17 protein-coding genes are annotated in these 18,807 nt (G+C 44.2%); 14 read left to right on the top strand and 3 right to left on the bottom strand.

From position 1 onward, the window contains the following. Nucleotides 1-17: 17 nt before the first annotated feature. The 4 genes from K1J10_RS04295 to K1J10_RS04280 all read left to right on the top strand — a co-directional run bounded on the left by K1J10_RS04295 (nt 18) and on the right by K1J10_RS04280 (nt 3,426). Nucleotides 18-689, top strand: a complete 672-nt coding sequence (locus K1J10_RS04295) for a YoaK family protein (RefSeq protein WP_223355989.1) — start codon at nt 18-20, stop codon at nt 687-689. 312 nt (nt 690-1,001) lie between these two features. Then, nucleotides 1,002-1,499 (top strand): GAF domain-containing protein, encoded by a 498-nt coding sequence (locus tag K1J10_RS04290; protein WP_223355988.1) that lies wholly within the window; start codon nt 1,002-1,004, stop codon nt 1,497-1,499. Next, nucleotides 1,499-3,175, top strand: a complete 1,677-nt coding sequence (gene dnaX, locus K1J10_RS04285; RefSeq protein WP_223355987.1) for a DNA polymerase III subunit gamma/tau — start codon at nt 1,499-1,501, stop codon at nt 3,173-3,175. Before K1J10_RS04290 ends, dnaX begins: the two co-directional genes overlap by 1 nt. 38 nt (nt 3,176-3,213) lie before the next feature. Continuing rightward, a complete protein-coding gene (locus K1J10_RS04280) occupies nt 3,214-3,426 on the top strand; it encodes a DUF3272 family protein (protein WP_048690913.1) in 213 nt (70 codons plus the stop codon). Nucleotides 3,427-3,466: 40 nt separating this feature from the next. On the opposite strand, the gene birA is transcribed toward K1J10_RS04280, so the two are convergent. The 3 genes from birA to K1J10_RS04265 form a co-directional block, all read right to left on the bottom strand. Beyond that, a complete protein-coding gene (birA, locus tag K1J10_RS04275) occupies nt 3,467-4,408 on the bottom strand; it encodes a bifunctional biotin--[acetyl-CoA-carboxylase] ligase/biotin operon repressor BirA (protein ID WP_223355986.1) in 942 nt (313 codons plus the stop codon). A gap of 6 nt (nt 4,409-4,414) precedes the next feature. Beyond that, the gene (locus K1J10_RS04270; RefSeq protein WP_223355985.1) at nt 4,415-5,419 is read right to left on the bottom strand and encodes a LacI family DNA-binding transcriptional regulator; all 1,005 of its coding nucleotides are present in this window, start codon (nt 5,417-5,419) and stop codon (nt 4,415-4,417) included. A gap of 67 nt (nt 5,420-5,486) precedes the next feature. Next, nucleotides 5,487-6,320, bottom strand: a complete 834-nt coding sequence (locus K1J10_RS04265) for an AraC family transcriptional regulator (protein ID WP_223355984.1) — start codon at nt 6,318-6,320, stop codon at nt 5,487-5,489. A 163-nt stretch (nt 6,321-6,483) separates the two neighbouring features. On the opposite strand from K1J10_RS04265, the gene K1J10_RS04260 reads away from it, so the two are divergent. The 10 genes from K1J10_RS04260 (at nt 6,484) to K1J10_RS04215 (ending at nt 18,552) form a co-directional block, all read left to right on the top strand. After that, complete coding sequence (locus K1J10_RS04260; protein WP_223355983.1) at nt 6,484-8,646, top strand: alpha-galactosidase; 2,163 nt, start codon at nt 6,484-6,486, stop codon at nt 8,644-8,646. A gap of 14 nt (nt 8,647-8,660) precedes the next feature. Continuing rightward, a complete protein-coding gene (locus K1J10_RS04255) occupies nt 8,661-9,920 on the top strand; it encodes an extracellular solute-binding protein (protein ID WP_223355982.1) in 1,260 nt (419 codons plus the stop codon). Between the two features lie 13 nt (nt 9,921-9,933). Next, entirely contained in the window at nt 9,934-10,800 is an 867-nt protein-coding gene (locus tag K1J10_RS04250; RefSeq protein WP_049523549.1) for a carbohydrate ABC transporter permease, read from the top strand. 13 nt (nt 10,801-10,813) lie between these two features. Next, a complete protein-coding gene (locus K1J10_RS04245) occupies nt 10,814-11,647 on the top strand; it encodes a carbohydrate ABC transporter permease (protein ID WP_021153463.1) in 834 nt (277 codons plus the stop codon). Between the two features lie 128 nt (nt 11,648-11,775). After that, entirely contained in the window at nt 11,776-13,218 is a 1,443-nt protein-coding gene (gene gtfA / locus K1J10_RS04240) for a sucrose phosphorylase (protein WP_223355981.1), read from the top strand. A gap of 241 nt (nt 13,219-13,459) precedes the next feature. Then, on the top strand, nt 13,460-14,638 hold the full coding sequence (locus K1J10_RS04235; RefSeq protein WP_263285387.1) for a galactokinase: 1,179 nt from the start codon (nt 13,460-13,462) through the stop codon (nt 14,636-14,638). 9 nt (nt 14,639-14,647) lie between these two features. After that, entirely contained in the window at nt 14,648-15,307 is a 660-nt protein-coding gene (locus K1J10_RS04230; RefSeq protein ID WP_223355980.1) for an HAD family hydrolase, read from the top strand. Further along, nucleotides 15,304-16,776, top strand: a complete 1,473-nt coding sequence (gene galT / locus K1J10_RS04225; protein WP_223355979.1) for a UDP-glucose--hexose-1-phosphate uridylyltransferase — start codon at nt 15,304-15,306, stop codon at nt 16,774-16,776. Before K1J10_RS04230 ends, galT begins: the two co-directional genes overlap by 4 nt. A 64-nt stretch (nt 16,777-16,840) precedes the next feature. Beyond that, nucleotides 16,841-17,839 (top strand): UDP-glucose 4-epimerase GalE, encoded by a 999-nt coding sequence (gene galE / locus K1J10_RS04220; protein WP_223355978.1) that lies wholly within the window; start codon nt 16,841-16,843, stop codon nt 17,837-17,839. Between the two features lie 128 nt (nt 17,840-17,967). Next, nucleotides 17,968-18,552, top strand: a complete 585-nt coding sequence (locus K1J10_RS04215) for a DUF1307 domain-containing protein (protein ID WP_129268906.1) — start codon at nt 17,968-17,970, stop codon at nt 18,550-18,552. The last annotated feature ends 255 nt before the right edge of the window (nt 18,553-18,807 follow it).

Below are 18,807 nucleotides of genomic sequence, written 5' to 3'. Positions count from 1 at the left end.
GACAAATAGGGAGAAATATGAAAAAGTTAAGAAGGGAGTTTCACTCCAGAAGTAAGGCCTTTGCCTGCCTACTGACCATGTGTGCAGGCTTTTCAGATGCCTACACCTTTATCGAAAGAGGAGGGACCTTGGCCGCGGGCCAAACGGGAAACGTGGTCTTTCTATCTGTTGGTTTAATTGGCCATGAAATCGCGGATGTGGAGGTCAAACTAGCCACCATGTTGGCCTTTATGATCGGGATTTTCTTGATGACCGTCTTTCAACGCTTCTTTAGTCATTCGGTTTGGCGGCTCAGTACCTTGGTGCCCTTGGTTTTGACGACCTTGGTGGCAGGATTTTTTCCCAAAGAAGTGCCCAATGTTCTGATTGTGCCTTTCTTTGGACTGAGCTTGGGGATTGTAGCCACTTCCTTTGGAGAAGTAGATGATTACGCCTACAACCATTCTTTTATGACAGGGAATCTCAAGAAGACCATGGTCGCATATGGAAATTTTGTACGGGAGCGGAAGATGGAGTTTTTCTGGGAGTCTCTCTTTATGACTTCTTTGATTGGGAGCTTTGTGGGAGGAGCTATTCTTTCCACCTTCCTCATCCAATATTACGGCCTTCGGACCATCTGGTTTGTTTCCCTTGTTCTGACCCTCTTTCTCTCTTATCGGGCGATTCAATATGTTCGAAGAGATATCTAGTCACATTCAAATAGTTTGATCAATCGAGGCTGGGACAAAAGTCCTAGCCTCTAAATTTTCTTTGGATTATCGAGCAAGACGCAGTGGTTGAGTGGGCTCTACTACGTTGATTTCATCAGCTTTTACAGCCCTACTCAACTGTGCGGAGGTGGGACGACGAAATCGAATTCTAACGAATTACCGATTTCTGTCCCACTCTTTTTTAATTGGGAATATTTGCTTGATAGTTCTGATGGCAAGCTGGGTTGTTATCAAAGGTTGCTCCGTTGTAAATACTTAATTTTCTAACTAAAGTTTGGTATAATAAAGGTTATGAATATACAGGAAAAAGAATCACGTTACCAACTCTTACTAGCCCAGTTAGAAGCTCTTTTAGAGAGTGAAAGCAATGCCTTGGCCAATTTATCCAATGCCAGTGCTTTGCTCAATCAAGCCCTACCACATTCGGTCTTTGCAGGTTTTTATCTTTATGATCAAAAAGAGCTGATTTTAGGTCCCTTTCAAGGTCAGGTTTCCTGTGTCCACATTGCCTTAGGAAAAGGCGTCTGTGGAGAAGCAGCAGAGAAAAGAGAGACGCTGGTAATTGAGGATGTGACCCAGCATGCCAATTATATCTCTTGTGACAGTCGCGCCATGAGTGAGATTGTGGTTCCCATGGTCTTGAAAGACCAGTTGCTGGGAGTGTTGGATCTAGATTCGGACCAAGTGGAAGATTATGACGACCTTGATCGCCTTTATTTGGAACGTTTTGTAGCTATCTTGCTTGAAAAAACAAATTGGAATTTTAGGATGTTTGGAGTAGTAGATTAATGTATCAAGCCCTCTATCGTAAATACCGTAGCCAGACCTTTGGCCAACTTGTAGGGCAGGAGGTTATTGCGACGACCCTTCGACAAGCTGTCGAACAGGGGAAAATTAGCCATGCCTATCTCTTTTCTGGACCTCGTGGGACGGGGAAGACCAGTGTGGCAAAAATCTTTGCCAAGGCCATGAACTGCCCCAACCAAAAAGGGGGAGAGCCTTGTAATGATTGCTATATCTGTGAAGCCATTACCAATGGCAGTTTAGAGGATGTTATCGAGATTGACGCAGCCTCAAATAATGGGGTAGATGAGATCCGAGATATCCGCGATAAATCTACCTATGCGCCTAGTTTGGCTCCTCATAAGGTCTATATTATCGATGAGGTCCATATGCTCTCGACGGGAGCCTTTAATGCTCTTCTCAAAACCTTGGAAGAACCGACAGAAAATGTAGTCTTTATCCTAGCAACAACGGAATTGCACAAGATTCCAGCAACCATCCTTTCACGGGTTCAACGCTTTGAGTTCAAATCCATCAAGACGTCAGCCATTCAAGACCACCTAAAAGCTGTTTTGGATAAAGAAGGGATTGATTACGAAGAAGAAGCTGTAGCCATAATTGCCCGTCGGGCAGAAGGTGGGATGCGGGATGCCTTGTCCATTTTGGACCAAGCCCTCAGCCTGACAGCTGGTGCCCAATTGACCACTGCGACGGCTGAAGAAATCACAGGTTCCATCAGTCAAGAAGCTTTAGATCTCTATGTTGTAGCCTTGTCAGCACACGATGCAACAGCTGCCTTGGACCAGTTGAACCTGATCTTTGATAATGGGAAAAACATGGCCCGCTTTGTGACGGACCTCTTGCAGTATTTACGGGATCTCTTGATCGTTCAGACAGGTGGGGAAAATCTCCATGTCAGTGAGAGATTTAACCAGAATCTAGCCATTCCACAAGCCACCCTCTTTGCTTGGATTGATCTTGCGACAAGGAGTTTAGCGGATATCAAAAACAGCCTGCAGCCGAAAATCTATACGGAGATGATGACCATTCGTTTGGCAGAATACAAGGGTGAGGGCCCTTCGGCTAGCCAAGCGGCTCTTCCAGCAGATTTTTCAGCACAAGTAGACCAGCTCAAAAGAGAAGTCGAGTCTCTGAAGAATCAGTTAGCTCAAGTAGGGAGCGGGGCTCCTGTAGCCAAGTCGGCTCCAGCCCGTCCTCAGAAGTCCAGCAAGGGATATCGAGTGGATCGCAATAAGGTTCAAGCCATCTTACAAGAAGCGGTTGAAAATCCAGATTTGGCCCGTAACAATCTCATCCGCCTGCAAAATGCTTGGGGGGAAATTATTGATAGCTTAGCAGGGGCAGATAAGGCCTTGCTGGTTGGTTCGCAACCGGTTGCGGCAAATGAACGCCATGCGATTCTTGCTTTTGAGTCTGCCTTTAATGCCGAACAGACCATGAAGCGAGATAACCTCAATACCATGTTTGGCAATATTTTAAGCAATGCAGCCGGATTCTCACCTGAAATTTTGGCCATTTCCATAGAGGAGTGGACCCAGGTCCGGGCGGAATTCTCGAAGAAAGCGCGTGGTCACAAGGAAGAAGTCGAGGTAGCAGAAGATTCTGTCATTCCGGAAGGTTTCGATTTCCTCTCTGACAAAATTACTGTTCAGGAAGACTAGGATGTGCTTTTTCCAGAAAATCGTGGTAGAATATCAATATGAATAAACGTCAATTTTGGACTATGGCTATCTTTACGGCCTTTGAAACTTATTTTTTCAATGATGCAGTGATGAGAGAAAGCTACCTTGCAGCTATCTTCTGGGCTCTCTTGATCCTGAGAAATTTGCAAGTCAGCTATATCTTAGGGAAATTGGTCGAAAGTATCGATCAACAGCTCAATCAGAAAAAACGAGATAAGTATAAAAAATAAGCACCGACTGGTGCTTATTTTTTTGAGCTGTTGGTCTGCTTTACAGGTCCCACTGCTTGAGGGAAATTTCGCCACTGTTGAGCCAGCGTTCTTGGCCGTCCTCCAGTTGGACTAGTAATTGTCCACTGTCTGAGATATCTTTGGCCAGACCTTGGTAGCTGGTTTGATTTTGTTCAAAGCGGACTTCCTTACCTAGGACCAGTGAACGTTGCTTGTAGAGGTAGATCAGCTCCTCTTCTGGAGTGGTGAAAAATTCCTTCCAAATCTCAGCAATCAGTTCATTGCGGGAAATGGGAGGCTGAGAGCCAAAGAGAGATCCTGCCTTGTCTTTCAGTTCCCTTGGAAAATCGGTGATGGCAAAATTGAGACCTACTCCAATGATGACATCTGTGATGAGGCCTGTTTCGATAGAGCTGATGGCTTCAGTCAGAATACCTCCTACTTTTTTCCCCTTGTAGTAGATGTCATTGACCCACTTGATATCGACATCCAATAAGGCTAGATTTTTCAGAGCCTTGTAGATAGCAGCTGAGACCATGAGGGTATAGGCAGGTGCTTGATCGAAAGGGAGGTTGGGCTTGAGGTGGAGGGACATGTAGATCCCCCCTTGAGAAGGACAGAAGTAGTCGCGCCCAAAACGCCCCTTACCAGCTGTTTGAAAAGGAGCCAGATACAGAGTAGCAGATTGGCCACCCGCTTCCATGGCATTCTTAGCGTCTAACTGGGTGGATTGGCACTGGGGATTATAGGAGACAGTCAATGGACAAAGGTCTTCGATGACTTGGGGGATTAGGAGGTCTCCAGAAAGGATCTTGTAGCCTCGATTTTTAACAGACTCAATCTCGATGCCTTCTTTTTCTAGACGCTGGATGGCCTTCCAGATAGAGGTGCGAGACAGGCCCATTTCCTGGGCTAGTTGTTCGCCGTTGACATAATCCTGGGCTTGGGATAAGGTTTGGTATAAAATTTCGTGTGTTTTCATAAGTTCTTAACGCGTGCTTTCACGGATGGTGAGACGAGTGGCCAAAGTATGCATAGTTGGAATTCCTGAATCTCCTCTTTGAAGGTCTTGTAACAGTCTGTGAATGGCTTGTTTCCCCATTTCTTCTGTGTAGACAGTAACGGCAGAAAGCGGAGGATAGACATGCTTAGCAATCGAGGTGTCATTAAAGGAGATGAGACTGACCCGATCTGGGACGGGAATGCTAGCTTCTTGGAGAGAACGAAGAGCACCAACTGCCAAGGCATCGCTGGCCATGAAAAAGGCTGAAGGAAGCCGGTCTCCTAATTCAGCAATCAGTTCTTTCATCATCTCGTAGCCGGATTCACTTGAAAAATGCCCCACCCGGATAAAGTCTGGTTGATAAAGTTCTTTCTCTTCTAGGTAATGCTTAAAACTTATGTAACGGGGATCTGTTTGAAGAGGGAGATTATCGGCGGTCGTTTCTTGTCCAACAAGGAGACCAATCTGGTTGTGACCAGATTCTATTAAATATGACAGCGCTTGGTAAACAGATGTTTCAAAATCTGTCATTACACAGGTATGGCCATATATTAAAGTATTAGAGTCTACAAAGACAAGTTTTTTCTGATAGCCTTCAAGTTGACTGATAACTTCGGGACTAAATTTACCTAGAGCGATAATTCCATCTGATTTTTCAAGAGGTCCCCAATCCTCTAAGTTAAAGACACGGAAGATTTCGTGTCCAAGTTCTTGGGCTTGTTTTTCAATTCCGACTCGGATGGAGTAGTAATAAAGATCCTCTAACTCTTCCTCTTCAGTCACCCATTCTAAGATAGCAATGCGATAGCGTTTGCTTTGAAGAGGGTTATTTTTTCGATCTTTCTTTTGGTAATGGAGTTTCTCAGCTGTTTCGAATATTAGTTTTCGAGTTGCATCACTAACGGATAGGTTTTGATCCTGGTTAAGGACGCGAGAGACCGTTGCCTGAGAAACGCCTGCTTTTTCCGCAATGTCTTTAATCGTTGCCATAGTTCATCCTTTATTGCTTACTAGTTCCAGTATACTCTAAATACTAGTAAAAAGAAATAAAATTTTACTAAATTTTATGTTTGTTACGATATTGGCTAGGAGTCAGTTGGCTATAGGCCTTAAAGGACTTTGAAAAATAGAGGGGGTCTGAAAAGCCAACTGAGTAAGCCACAATCTTGATGCTCTCGTCTGTGTTTGCCAGCAATTGCTGGGCCCGCTGCATGCGGACCGAGTGCAGGAATTCTTTGGGAGAGATCTGGTGAAACTCCTTAAAAACAGTTGTTAGGTAAGACCGATGGACATTGAGGTCATCGGCGATCTCTTGAATACTTAGATGCTCTTTATTGTAATGAGTCTCAATCATATGCCTGCAGGTCAGATAGAGCTGATAGGTGGGAGATGGATGGCTCCGATGGATATCGGGGGACACTTCACTGATAAGAAATAGCAGTTCATAGATCTGAGAGAGAAGGTGGAGTTGGTAATGCGAAGTCATCTTTGAAGCCTCTGCCTTGTGGACGAGTTGCTCCATAAACAGGCCAATCCGCTCTGTGTCCACCTCTGTTTTCTTTAAAAAGCCTTTTTCTTGTAGGGTTGAAAAGCGCATGAAATCACTTACCTTGGTGCCACTGATGCCAATCCAGTAGTAGGACCAAGGCTCTTCTGAGTCTGCCTGGTAGTAGGTCACCTTATTTTTTGGAAGAAGAAAGAGATCCCCAGCTTCTAGGTGGATTTCTTTTTTTTCAAAGTGAAAGACTCCCTTTCCCTTGGTAACAAAATGCAGTACAAAATTATCTCGGACGCTAGGACCAAATTCATAATTCTTCGGACAATCTTCGTAGCCATAAAAATCAAGGGCTAGGTCAATAGTGTCGGTTTGGTATTCAGAAAAGACTGACATGGTTGAACCTCCTACCTAACATTTTACCATATAAGTGCAACAAAATTCTATTTTCGGAAGCGTTTACATCACGTAAAATAAAGACATGTTAAAAAAGAAAGATATGGGAACTAGAAATAAAAATACATAGTAATAGATTTTTAGGATCCAATGGGAGGAAGACATGGCAATTCGTATTGAACAAAATTTGTTCTATGTAGAAAGTAAGGGATTGAGCCTCATCCTTGAAAATCGCGATGGCTACCTGATGCTTAAGCATTTGGGACGTCCGATTCCGTCTTATCATTTTTCCAATACGGTGCATGAGAAGGACCATGCTTTCTCAGGAAATCCCACACCTGATATTCGAACCTTCAGTTTGGATACCCAGCGTCAGGTCTTAGGACAACATGGGCTTGGAGATTTTCGAAAACCGTCGATCCAGATCCAGCACGGTGCCACAGAGGTGACGGATTTCCTCTATGTCGGAGCCAATATATACTCTGGTAGTGTCGAGGCGACCGGCCTTCCTAATCCTTACTCGGTAGATCAGGCTGAAACCTTGGCCTTGGTCTTTGAAGATGATCAAGCGGCCCTTCGTTTGACCCTCTATTACACGGCTTACGAGGATCGGGCAACCATCACCAGCTTTTCAAAGATTGAAAACTATAGTGATGAAACCGTCGTGATCCACAAGGCCCTTAGTGTGATGACCGATGTCCCAGCAGGTGACTATGATGTCATCACACTTCAAGGAGCCTATGCGAGAGAAAAAACAGTTCGCCGTCAACAAGTGGAACAAGGAATCTTCTCTATTAGCTCGAACCGTGGTGCTTCTGGACACGCCCAGACTCCTGCCCTGATCCTTGCTGACCATGAAGTGACAGAAGATGCCGGTTCAGCCCTTGCCTTCCAACTGCTCTACAGTGGGAATTTTGAAGGATTTGTTCAAAAGAATCAAATCAATGAAGTGCGGGTTGGATTGGGAATCAATCCAGAAAACTTCTCCTGGGAGTTAGCGCCAAATCAGAGCTTTGATACGCCGGTGGCCATGATTAGCTATTCACATGAGGGATTGACCGGTCTCAGTCAAGAGAGTCAAGCATTTGTCCAAGACCATATCATTCCTAGTCCCTTTGCTCATAAAGAACGTCCAATTCTGATCAACAACTGGGAAGCCACCTACTTTGATTTCAAGAAAGAAAAATTATTGGAGCTGGCAGACGAGGCTCAAAAAGTGGGAATCGAGCTCTTTGTTCTTGATGATGGCTGGTTTGGCAATCGCTATGATGACAATCGGGCTCTCGGTGACTGGACTGTCAATGAAGAAAAATTAGGAGGAAGTCTAGCAGAATTGATCCAGGGCATCCACGACAAGGGGCTTCAATTTGGCCTTTGGGTGGAGCCAGAAATGATTTCTGTTGATAGTGACCTCTATCGGGCTCATCCGGACTGGGCTATTCAAGTCCCAGGTTACGAACACACCTATTCACGGAATCAACTGGTGCTCGATTTCTCCAATAAAGAAGTGGTTTCTTATATCAAGCAGGTCTTGGATGACTTACTTGGAAACCATGAGATCGACTATGTCAAATGGGACATGAACCGCAATATCACCAAACTTGGAAATGGTAAAACCTACCTTGAAACCAAGATGCAATCCCATGCTTATATCTTGGGTCTCTATGAAGTGGTTTCTTACTTGACAGAGAAGTACGAGAACATCCTCTTTGAGTCTTGCTCCGGTGGTGGTGGTCGCAACGACCTTGGTATGATGCGGTACTTCCCTCAGGTCTGGGCGAGTGACAATACGGATGCCATTGCCAGACTTCCGATCCAGTATGGATCTAGCTATCTCTATCCAACTATCGCTATGGGGGCTCACGTATCAGCGGTGCCAAATCACCAGATGGGACGGATGACACCACTTGAAACGAGAGGTCATGTAGCCATGATGGGAAATCTGGGCTATGAATTGGATCTAACCAGTCTTCCGCAAGAAGAGTTGGATAGGATTGCAGCTCAAGTCGCTCATTACAAAACGATTCGAGCCCTTGTTCAATTCGGAAAACACTACCGCTTGATCAATCCAAGCCAAGGTAGCAATCAAGCAGCCGTCCAGTTTACTTATCAAGACCGCACGGTTGTAACCTATGTACGGGTTTTATCAACGGTTGAGGAGATCGAGCCGACTCTGAAGCTCAAAGGATTGGAAGAAGATGCGCTCTATAGCCTAGAAGGGACAGACCAAGTCTATTCAGGAGCTGAGCTCATGTATGCCGGCTTAACCGTCGTTCTTCCTCAGGGAGATTTCCTCAGCAAACAATATGTTTTTGTCAAAAAATAAAAGGAGACAGCCAAATGAAATGGTATAAAAAAATCGGACTTCTTGCGACTACAGGCCTAGCCTTGTTTGGGCTCGGTGCTTGCTCCAACGATGGAAAATCTGCGGATGGCACAGTGACCATCGAGTATTTCAACCAGAAAAAAGAAATGACCAAAACCTTGGAAGAAATCGCGCGTGATTTTGAAAAGGAAAATCCAAAGGTCAAGGTCAAAGTTGTCAATGTACCAAACGCTGGTGAGGTGTTGAAGACACGTGTCCTCGCAGGAGATGTGCCAGATGTGGTCAATATTTACCCACAGTCCATCGAATTGCAAGAATGGGCAAAAGCAGGTGTCTTCGAAGATTTGTCCAATAAAGACTATCTGAAACGCGTGAAAAATGGCTATGCTGAAAAATATGCTGTAAACGGAAAAGTCTACAACGTTCCTTTCACAGCCAATGCTTACGGAATTTACTACAACAAAGATAAATTCGAAGAACTGGGCTTGAAGGTCCCTGAAACCTGGGATGAATTTGAACAGTTAGTCAAAGACATCGTTGCTAAAGGACAAACACCATTTGGAATTGCAGGTGCAGATGCTTGGACACTCAATGGTTACAATCAATTAGCCTTTGCGACAGCAGCAGGTGGAGGAAAAGAAGCCAATCAATACCTTCGTTATTCTCAACCAAATGCTATTAAATTGACTGATCCGATTATGAAAGATGACATCAAGGTGATGGATATTCTTCGCATTAAAGGTTCGAAGCAAAAGAACTGGGAAGGTGCTGGCTATACCGATGTCATCGGAGCCTTCGCACGTGGGGATGTCCTCATGACACCAAATGGGTCTTGGGCGATCACAGCGATTAATGAACAAAAACCGAACTTTAAGATTGGGACCTTCATGATTCCAGGAAAAGAAAAAGGACAAAGCTTAACCGTTGGTGCAGGTGACTTGGCATGGTCTATCTCAGCTACTACCAAACATCCAAAAGAAGCCAATGCCTTTGTGGAATACATGACCCGTCCAGAAGTCATGCAAAAATACTACGATGTGGACGGATCTCCAACAGCGATCGAAGGGGTCAAACAAGCAGGAGAGGATTCACCGCTTGCTGGGATGACCAAATATGCCTTTACGGATCGTCACTTGGTCTGGTTGCAACAATACTGGACCAGTGAAGCAGACTTCCATACCTTGACCATGAACTATGTCTTGACAGGTGATAAACAAGGAATGGTCAATGATTTGAATGCCTTCTTTAACCCGATGAAAGCGGATGTGGATTAGGAGTAGAGAGACTATGAAAAAAGTATTACAAAAATATTGGGCATGGGCTTTTGTGGTCATTCCCCTCTTGTTACAAGCAATTTTCTTCTATGTGCCGATGTTCCAAGGAGCCTTTTACAGTTTTACCAACTGGACAGGTTTGACGTATAACTACAAGTTTGTCGGCTTAAACAACTTTAAACTCCTCTTCATGGATCCAAAATTCATGAATGCGATTGGATTTACCGCGATCATCACCATTGCCATGGTGGTTGGTGAGATTGCCCTTGGGATCTTCATTGCGCGTGTCTTGAACTCTAAAATCAAAGGTCAAACCTTCTTCCGTGCATGGTTCTTCTTCCCAGCTGTTTTGTCTGGGTTGACAGTAGCTTTGATCTTCAAGCAAGTCTTCAACTACGGTCTTCCAGCGATTGGGAATGCCCTTCATATTGAGTTCCTCCAAACCAGTCTTTTAGGGACTAAGTGGGGAGCAATCTTTGCGGCTGTCTTTGTCCTTCTATGGCAAGGGGTGGCTATGCCTATCATTATCTTCCTAGCAGGTCTGCAATCCATCCCAACTGAGATTACAGAAGCTGCGAAGATCGATGGCGCGACTAGCAAGCAAGTCTTCTGGAATATTGAATTGCCTTACTTGCTACCAAGTGTCTCTATGGTCTTTATCCTAGCCCTAAAAGGTGGGCTGACTGCCTTTGACCAAGTCTTTGCCATGACCGGTGGTGGTCCAAACAACGCCACAACCTCACTTGGGCTCTTGGTTTATAACTATGCCTTTAAAAACAACCAATTCGGTTATGCCAATGCCATTGCCGTAATCTTGTTCTTCTTAATTGTAGTGATTTCGATCATCCAATTGAGAGTATCTAAGAAATTTGAAATTTAAGAGGAGAAGCACGATGAAACAAGATGAAAGAAAAGCCTTGATTGGCAAATACATTCTATTGATTCTAGGATCGGTTCTGATTTTAGTGCCACTCCTTGCCACCCTCTTTAGTTCCTTCAAACCCACCAAGGATATCGTAGACAATTTCTTTGGATTTCCAACCAACTTCACATGGGATAACTTTAGTCGCCTCTTAGCGGATGGCATCGGAGGCTATTATTGGAACTCTGTCGTCATCACTGTCTTGTCTTTACTTGCAGTAATGATCTTTATCCCTATGGCAGCCTACTCCATCGCTCGTAATATGAGTAAGAGAAAAGCCTTTACCATCATGTATACCCTCTTGATCCTTGGGATTTTCGTACCTTTCCAAGTCATCATGATTCCGATTACGGTTATGATGAGTAAACTCGGTTTGGCTAACACCTTTGGTTTGATCTTGCTCTACTTGACTTATGCAATTCCACAGACCCTCTTCCTCTATGTCGGCTATATCAAAATCTCGATTCCAGAAAGTCTGGATGAAGCAGCTGAGATCGATGGGGCTAATAAATTTACAACCTATTTCCGCATTATCTTCCCAATGATGAAACCGATGCATGCGACAACCATGATCATCAATGCCCTTTGGTTCTGGAATGACTTTATGTTGCCACTCCTTGTCTTGAACCGGGATTCCAAAATGTGGACTCTGCCTTTGTTCCAATACAACTACGCAGGCCAATATTTCAACGACTACGGACCAAGCTTTGCCTCTTACGTGGTCGGCATTATCAGTATCACCATTGTCTATCTCTTCTTCCAACGCCATATCATCGCAGGAATGAGCAACGGCGCAGTGAAATAATAAGATACAAAGGGACGATTCAGCTTGCTGATTTCAATCGTATCCTAGAAAGCAATTCTAAAATAGAAAAACTCAAGAAAGCCAGGTCTCTTCAGACTTGGCTTTCAAATAAAGAAAAGGAGACCATTATGTCGATTCAAAATAAAACCATGTTAATTACTTACTCAGACAGCTTGGGAAATAACCTCAAGGACCTCTATGAAAATCTGGAGAAATATTTTGGAGATGCAGTCGGTGGAGTTCACCTCTTGCCATTTTTCCCATCAACCGGTGACCGTGGCTTTGCGCCTGTGGACTATGACCAAGTGGATCCAGCCTTTGGAGATTGGGAAGATGTCAAACGCTTGGGCGACAAGTACTATCTTATGTTTGACTTTATGATCAATCATATTTCTCGTCAATCTAAGTATTATAAAGACTACCAAGAAAAGCACGACCAAAGTGCCTACAAGGATCTTTTCCTCAACTGGGACAAGTTCTGGCCGGAGAATCGTCCTACTCAAGCGGATGTGGACTTGATTTATAAGCGCAAGGATCGAGCTCCCAAGCAAGAAATTACCTTTGCGGATGGGACAACTGAGCATCTCTGGAATACCTTCGGGGAAGAGCAGATTGACCTGGACGTGACCAAGGAAGTGACCATGGACTTTATACGCAAGACCATCGAACATTTGGCGAGCAATGGTTGTGACCTCATTCGCCTAGATGCCTTTGCCTATGCAGTCAAGAAGTTGGATACCAATGATTTCTTCGTGGAGCCAGACATTTGGGACTTGTTGGATAAGGTGCGCGATATGGCAGCCAGCTACGGTGCTGAGCTCTTGCCAGAGATTCATGAACACTATTCTATCCAATTTAAGATTGCTGATCACGACTATTATGTCTATGACTTTGCCCTTCCAATGGTGACCCTCTATACCCTCTATAGCTCAAAAGTGGAGCGCCTTGCTAAGTGGTTGAAGATGAGTCCGATGAAGCAATTCACGACACTCGACACCCATGACGGGATTGGCGTGGTCGATGTCAAGGATATCTTGACAGATGAAGAGATCGACTATGCTTCAAATGAGCTCTACAAGGTAGGAGCAAATGTGAAACGCAAATATTCAACAGCAGAGTACAACAACTTGGACATCTACCAAATCAATTCGACCTACTATTCAGCGCTTGGAGATGACGATGGCAAGTATTTCCTAGCCCGCTTGATTCAAGCCTTTGCGCCAGGCATTCCACAAGTCTATTATGTTGGATTCCTAGCAGGGAAGAATGATTTGGAACTCTTAGAAAACACTAAGGAAGGCCGCAATATCAATCGTCATTACTACAGCAATGAAGAAATTGCTCAAGAAGTAGAGCGTGCAGTTGTGAAATCCCTTCTCAAGCTCTTTAGTTTCCGTAACAACTCGCAAGCTTTTGACCTAGAAGGAAGCATTGAAGTGGATACACCAGATGAACATACCATTGTCATCACGCGCCAAAACAAGGACCAGACTGTAACAGCAACAGCCCGACTCAATCTTGCTGAGGGCACTTACCAAGTGACAGAAAATGGTCAAGAAATGGTGTTTTAGAACCTTTAAGAATCTCAATTGGGTAATCTCCCAATTGAGATTTTTTGGTAAACTTTTACTAAAATTAGCTCAAAAAAGAAAGATAGAAATAGAAGTTACGATCGGATGAAAAGGCTTTTTTATAGCCTTTTTGGGCATGAAATGGAAAATGAATAAAATTTTACTAAAAATACTTGAAGTTTTACTTCTAATCAGATATAATACAAGTATAAAAACGTTTACAAAACTAAAGGAGTTTCTCATGACGACAACAATCACATCTCAAAATTTACAAGCAAAATTCCAGGCTGTCTTTGGGGAAAAGGCTGACCACACTTTCTTTTCACCAGGACGGATTAATCTGATCGGTGAACACACTGACTATAATGGTGGCCATGTCTTCCCAGCAGCTATCACACTTGGTACCTACGGAGCAGCAAGAAAGCGTGAGGATAAGGTCTTGCGTTTCTTCTCAGGAAACTTTGAAGACAAGGGAATCATTGAAGTTCCACTTGAAAATCTCCACTTTGAAAAAGAACACAACTGGACCAACTATCCAAAAGGCGTGCTCCATTTCTTGCAAGAAGCGGGTCATGTTATTGATAGCGGTATGGATGTCTATGTCTACGGCAATATTCCAAATGGATCCGGTCTTTCTTCTTCAGCATCGCTTGAGCTCTTGATTGGCGTCATCGCTGAGAAACTATATGATCTTCACTTAGATCGTCTAGATCTGGTCAAGATCGGTAAACAAACCGAAAATCACTTCATCGGAGTCAACTCTGGGATCATGGACCAATTTGCCATCGGTATGGGAGCTGATCAACGGGCTATTTACCTCGATACCAACACCCTAGAGTATGATTTGGTACCGCTGGACCTCAAAGACAATGTCGTGGTCATCATGAACACCAACAAACGCCGGGAATTAGCGGATTCAAAATACAATGAACGCCGTGCGGAATGTGAAACAGCCGTCTCTGAACTCCAAGAAAAACTGGATATCCAAACCTTAGGGGAATTGGATCTCTGGGCTTTTGATGCCTACAGCTACTTGATCAAGGATGAAAATCGCATCAAACGGGCTCGTCATGCTGTACTTGAAAACCAACGGACCCTCCAAGCTCGTAAGGCTCTTGAAGCAGGTGATTTGGAAGGCTTTGGCCGTCTCATGAATGCTTCCCACGTATCCTTGGAGCATGACTACGAAGTGACTGGTCTAGAATTAGATACCTTGGTGCATACAGCCTGGGAACAAGAAGGTGTCTTGGGCGCTCGTATGACAGGAGCAGGCTTTGGTGGTTGCGCCATCGCCCTTGTAAACAAAGATAAAGTTGAAGCATTTGAAGAAGCTGTCGGCAACCGCTATGAAGAAGTAGTTGGCTATGCGCCAAGCTTCTATATTGCAGAAGTTGCGGCAGGGACACGAGTTTTAGACTAGGTGATAATAATGGAAGCTGTAATATTTGATTTAGATGGCTTATTAGCCGATACTGAAATCATTTCTCTAAAAGTTTATCAAGAATTGCTTAGAGATTTTGGAATTCCTTTCACAGAAGAAACTTATTCTAGAGACTACAGTGGACATAGGGAAGAGGAGAATGTTCAACGATTTTTGGATACCTATGATTTACCATGGAACTTTGACCAAACCTTGGCTAAAGTCTATGAACTGGAAGCTAAAATATTAGCCCAAGGTGTTCATTTAAAAAAAGGTGCTAAGAATTTACTTACTTTTTTGAAAACAGAGGGCATCCCAATCGCCCTAGCAACTTCAAGTGTTGAATCTCGGGCTAGAATGATCTTGGATAGCAATGGGATCCTGTCCTTATTTGACCATTTAGTTTTTGCAAAAGATGTCAAACGAAGTAAACCTTACCCAGATATATTTTTAAAGGCTTGTAGTGATTTGAATGCTTTACCAGAGAATTGCTTAGTGCTAGAGGATAGTGAAGCAGGGATTGAAGCAGCCTATCGGGCTGGAATCCCAGTCATATGTGTTCCAGATTTAAAAGTACCAGCACAGTCTTTCTTAACTAAAGCAGAACAAGTTTTCCAGGATTTGGATGCTGTCAGAGACTATTTAAAACGTAAGAGGGAGAATCAATGAATCAGGGAATTTTGGATGCATTTGTCACAGCCGTCATTGCGGCGAGTGACTACGAAGAGATGGATCGGATTTATCTAAAAAATCGCATCATGAGTCGCGTTGGAGAAGAAGGCCTAGATGGACCAGCCCAAAAAGAAGACTTGATCGCGCTCAAAGATCAGTTGGTGGAGATTGCAGTTGCGAATAATATGATTCAAGATAGCATGGCCGCCAAGGACAGCTTGGGTGCAGAGTTGATGGATTGGATCACCCCCAGTCCGAGTCAGGTCAACCATCATTTCTGGGAGACCTACCGTCAGTCCAAGGAGGACGCGATTGCTGATTTCTATGCCCTTTCGAAGCGCAACGACTACATCAAAGTAGAGGCTATTGCACAAAATATCGCCTTTGAGGCAGAGACTCCCTATGGCTCTCTTGAAATCACCATCAATCTGTCAAAACCTGAAAAAGATCCTAAAGACATTGCAGCGGCCAAGCTTGCTAAAGCCAGTCATTATCCAGCCTGCCAATTGTGCTTTGAAAATGAAGGCTATCAAGGTCGCCTAGATCATCCAGCTCGCGCCAATCACCGGATTATTCGCTTTGACATGGACGGTCATGATTGGGGTTTCCAGTATTCCCCTTATGCCTACTTCAATGAACACTGCATTTTCCTCGATAGCCAGCATGTGCCCATGGCCATTAGTCGCAAGACCTTTGAGCGACTTTTGACCATTGTCGAGACTTTTCCAGGTTATTTTGCGGGCTCCAATGCAGATCTGCCTATTGTAGGGGGGTCTATCCTCACTCATGACCATTACCAAGGCGGACGGCACACCTTCCCTATGGAGCTAGCTCCTGTTGAGGAAAGCTTTAGCGTTGAGGGATTTGAGGCTGTGTCACTAGGAATTGTCAACTGGCCTATGTCAGTTCTCCGCTTGCAATCAGACGACAAGGAACAATTGATTGCTCTGGCAGACCATATCCTTACAGCCTGGTGTGGCTACTCGGATCCAGCCGTTCAAGTCTTAGCGTCATCCGACGGTCAGCCCCACCATACCATTACCCCCATTGCACGGATTCGTGATGGGCATTATGAGCTGGACTTGGTGCTCCGTGACAACCAAACCTCACCAGAGCATCCAGATGGTATCTATCACCCGCATGCAGATGTGCAACACATCAAAAAAGAAAATATCGGCCTAATCGAAGTCATGGGGCTAGCGATTTTGCCACCTCGTCTTAAGGAAGAACTCAAGCAGGTCCAAGACTATCTACTTGGACGTGAGAGCACGGTAGCAACCTACCACCAGCCTTGGACAGATAATTTGAAAGCCACTCACCCATCCCTCACAGATGAAGCAGAGGCAGAAGCCCTTGTCCGTAAATCAGTCGGTCAAATCTTTGCGCGGGTGCTGGAAGATGCTGGTGTCTACAAGCGAACAGCAGAAGGCCAGACAGCCTTTAGACGCTTTGTTGCGACACTTTAAGTCTGGAGAAGAGGCAGAAATTTGGTACAATAAGAGAGAAAACAAAGAAGCGAAAGGAAAATAAATGGCAATACTCGTACTCGGAGGAGCTGGCTATATCGGTTCCCACATGGTGGACCGCTTGGTTAATGAAGGACAGGAAAAAGTCGTCGTGGTCGATAGCCTGGTCACAGGCCACCGTGCAGCGGTGCATCCAGATGCCGTCTTTTACCAAGGAGACCTGGCGGATCAAGACTTTATGCGCACTGTTTTTAAGGAACATGCAGATATCGATGCGGTCATCCACTTTGCGGCCTACTCATTGGTCGCTGAATCCATGGCAGATCCATTGAAATATTTTGACAACAATACAGCAGGCATGGTCAAACTCTTGGAAGTCATGCATGAATGTGGGGTGCACTACGTCGTCTTTTCTTCAACTGCTGCCACCTACGGCATTCCAGAAGAAATTCCGATTCTTGAAACCACTCCGCAAAAACCAATCAACCCATATGGCGAAAGCAAGCTCATGATGGAAACCATCATGCGTTGGGCTGATCAAGCCTACGGCATCAAGTATGTGCCCCTTCGTTACTTTAATGTTGCGGGTGCTAAGCCTGACGGATCTATTGGGGAAGACCATGGACCAGAGACCCATCTCTTACCGATCGTCTTACAAGTGGCCCAAGGAAAACGCGAGAAGATCTCTATTTTTGGAGATGACTACCAGACACCAGATGGCACCAATGTTCGGGACTATGTCCATCCATTTGACTTGGCGGATGCCCATCTTTTAGCAGTGGAGTATCTGCGTAATGGTAACCCATCTACTGCCTTTAACCTGGGCTCGTCGACTGGATTCTCCAATCTTCAAATCGTAGAAGCAGCCCGAAAGGTGACGGGACATCCAATCCCTCTGGAGATTGCAGATCGTAGACCAGGAGATCCAGATACCCTGATCGCATCCTCTGAGAAGGCGCGTGCCATCCTCGGCTGGCAACCAAAATTTGACAATATCGAAACCATCATCCAAACCGCCTGGGCATGGCATTCCAGCCACCCAGACGGCTACAATGATCGATAAGGAGGGACTGCGAACATCATTTTTGAGGCTTTTCTAATAACACCTAAAACGACAGTTGATCTTGCTAAATGACTCGTTTCAGACATCAGTCATTTCCCTAACTATCATAAAAAAATGAGGTATTCAAAATGAATAAAACCACAAAAATGTTAGCCGTCTTCTTGACAGCGGGTCTTCTTTTAGCTGGTTGCGCACAAAAAGAGAGTACAAAATCTACTAGTCCATCGTCTACTAAGGCGACTAGTAAAGCAACAAGCAAATCATCCGCTAAAGAGAAGACAAAAGAGTCATCAACGGATGAAAGCCAAAAAGAGGATGCACTAGCAGGTGCTCAAAAAACGGTTCTTGAATCGAGTGATGAAGCAGGTAAGTCCACTGTAACCTTGTATTACAAGGGAGATACCTTGTTAGTACAAGAAAAAGTTGATGATTACGACGTCTCAAAAGTTCCTGGTGAAAACCCTCTTGAATCCATGAAAGAAGCCGTTGCTAAGAGCCAAGAAATGTTCAAAGATTTGATGGGACAAGGATTTGAACTGACATCAGAATACAAAGATGGAATATTTTATATCCGCAATACCATTGATTACACAAAAATCGATTTTAAAAAATTAAAAGAAATCGTCCCAGGCTTTAATCCCCTAGATGACAAAACAGTTAGTTATTCAGTAACGAAAGACAGTCTTATCAAGGGCGGTATGGTAGAAAAATAAACCAAATGGAGAGCAGCTCAGTTTGCTGCTCTTTTTGTTTTGGTATGAATTCATGGGCATATTTTGGTAGAATAGAATTTAAGGAAAAGTGAGTTTAAAGAAATTTAACTTAACTGTTGTATGAAAACATAGCAGTAGTTAATGAGGTTTTTCTAATGATGAACAGTAGTATGAAAGAAACTTTTTTCTTCTGATAAATTGTAAAATATAGTGCAACAAAAAAACTCATAGCGTTTCATTGGGGTAAACTGTAAG

The sequence above is a fragment of the Streptococcus australis genome (assembly GCF_019930045.1).
Classification (GTDB): domain Bacteria; phylum Bacillota; class Bacilli; order Lactobacillales; family Streptococcaceae; genus Streptococcus; species Streptococcus australis_D.
The sequence above is the reverse complement of the archived record's forward strand: the minus strand, read 5'-3'. Positions and strand labels throughout refer to the sequence as shown.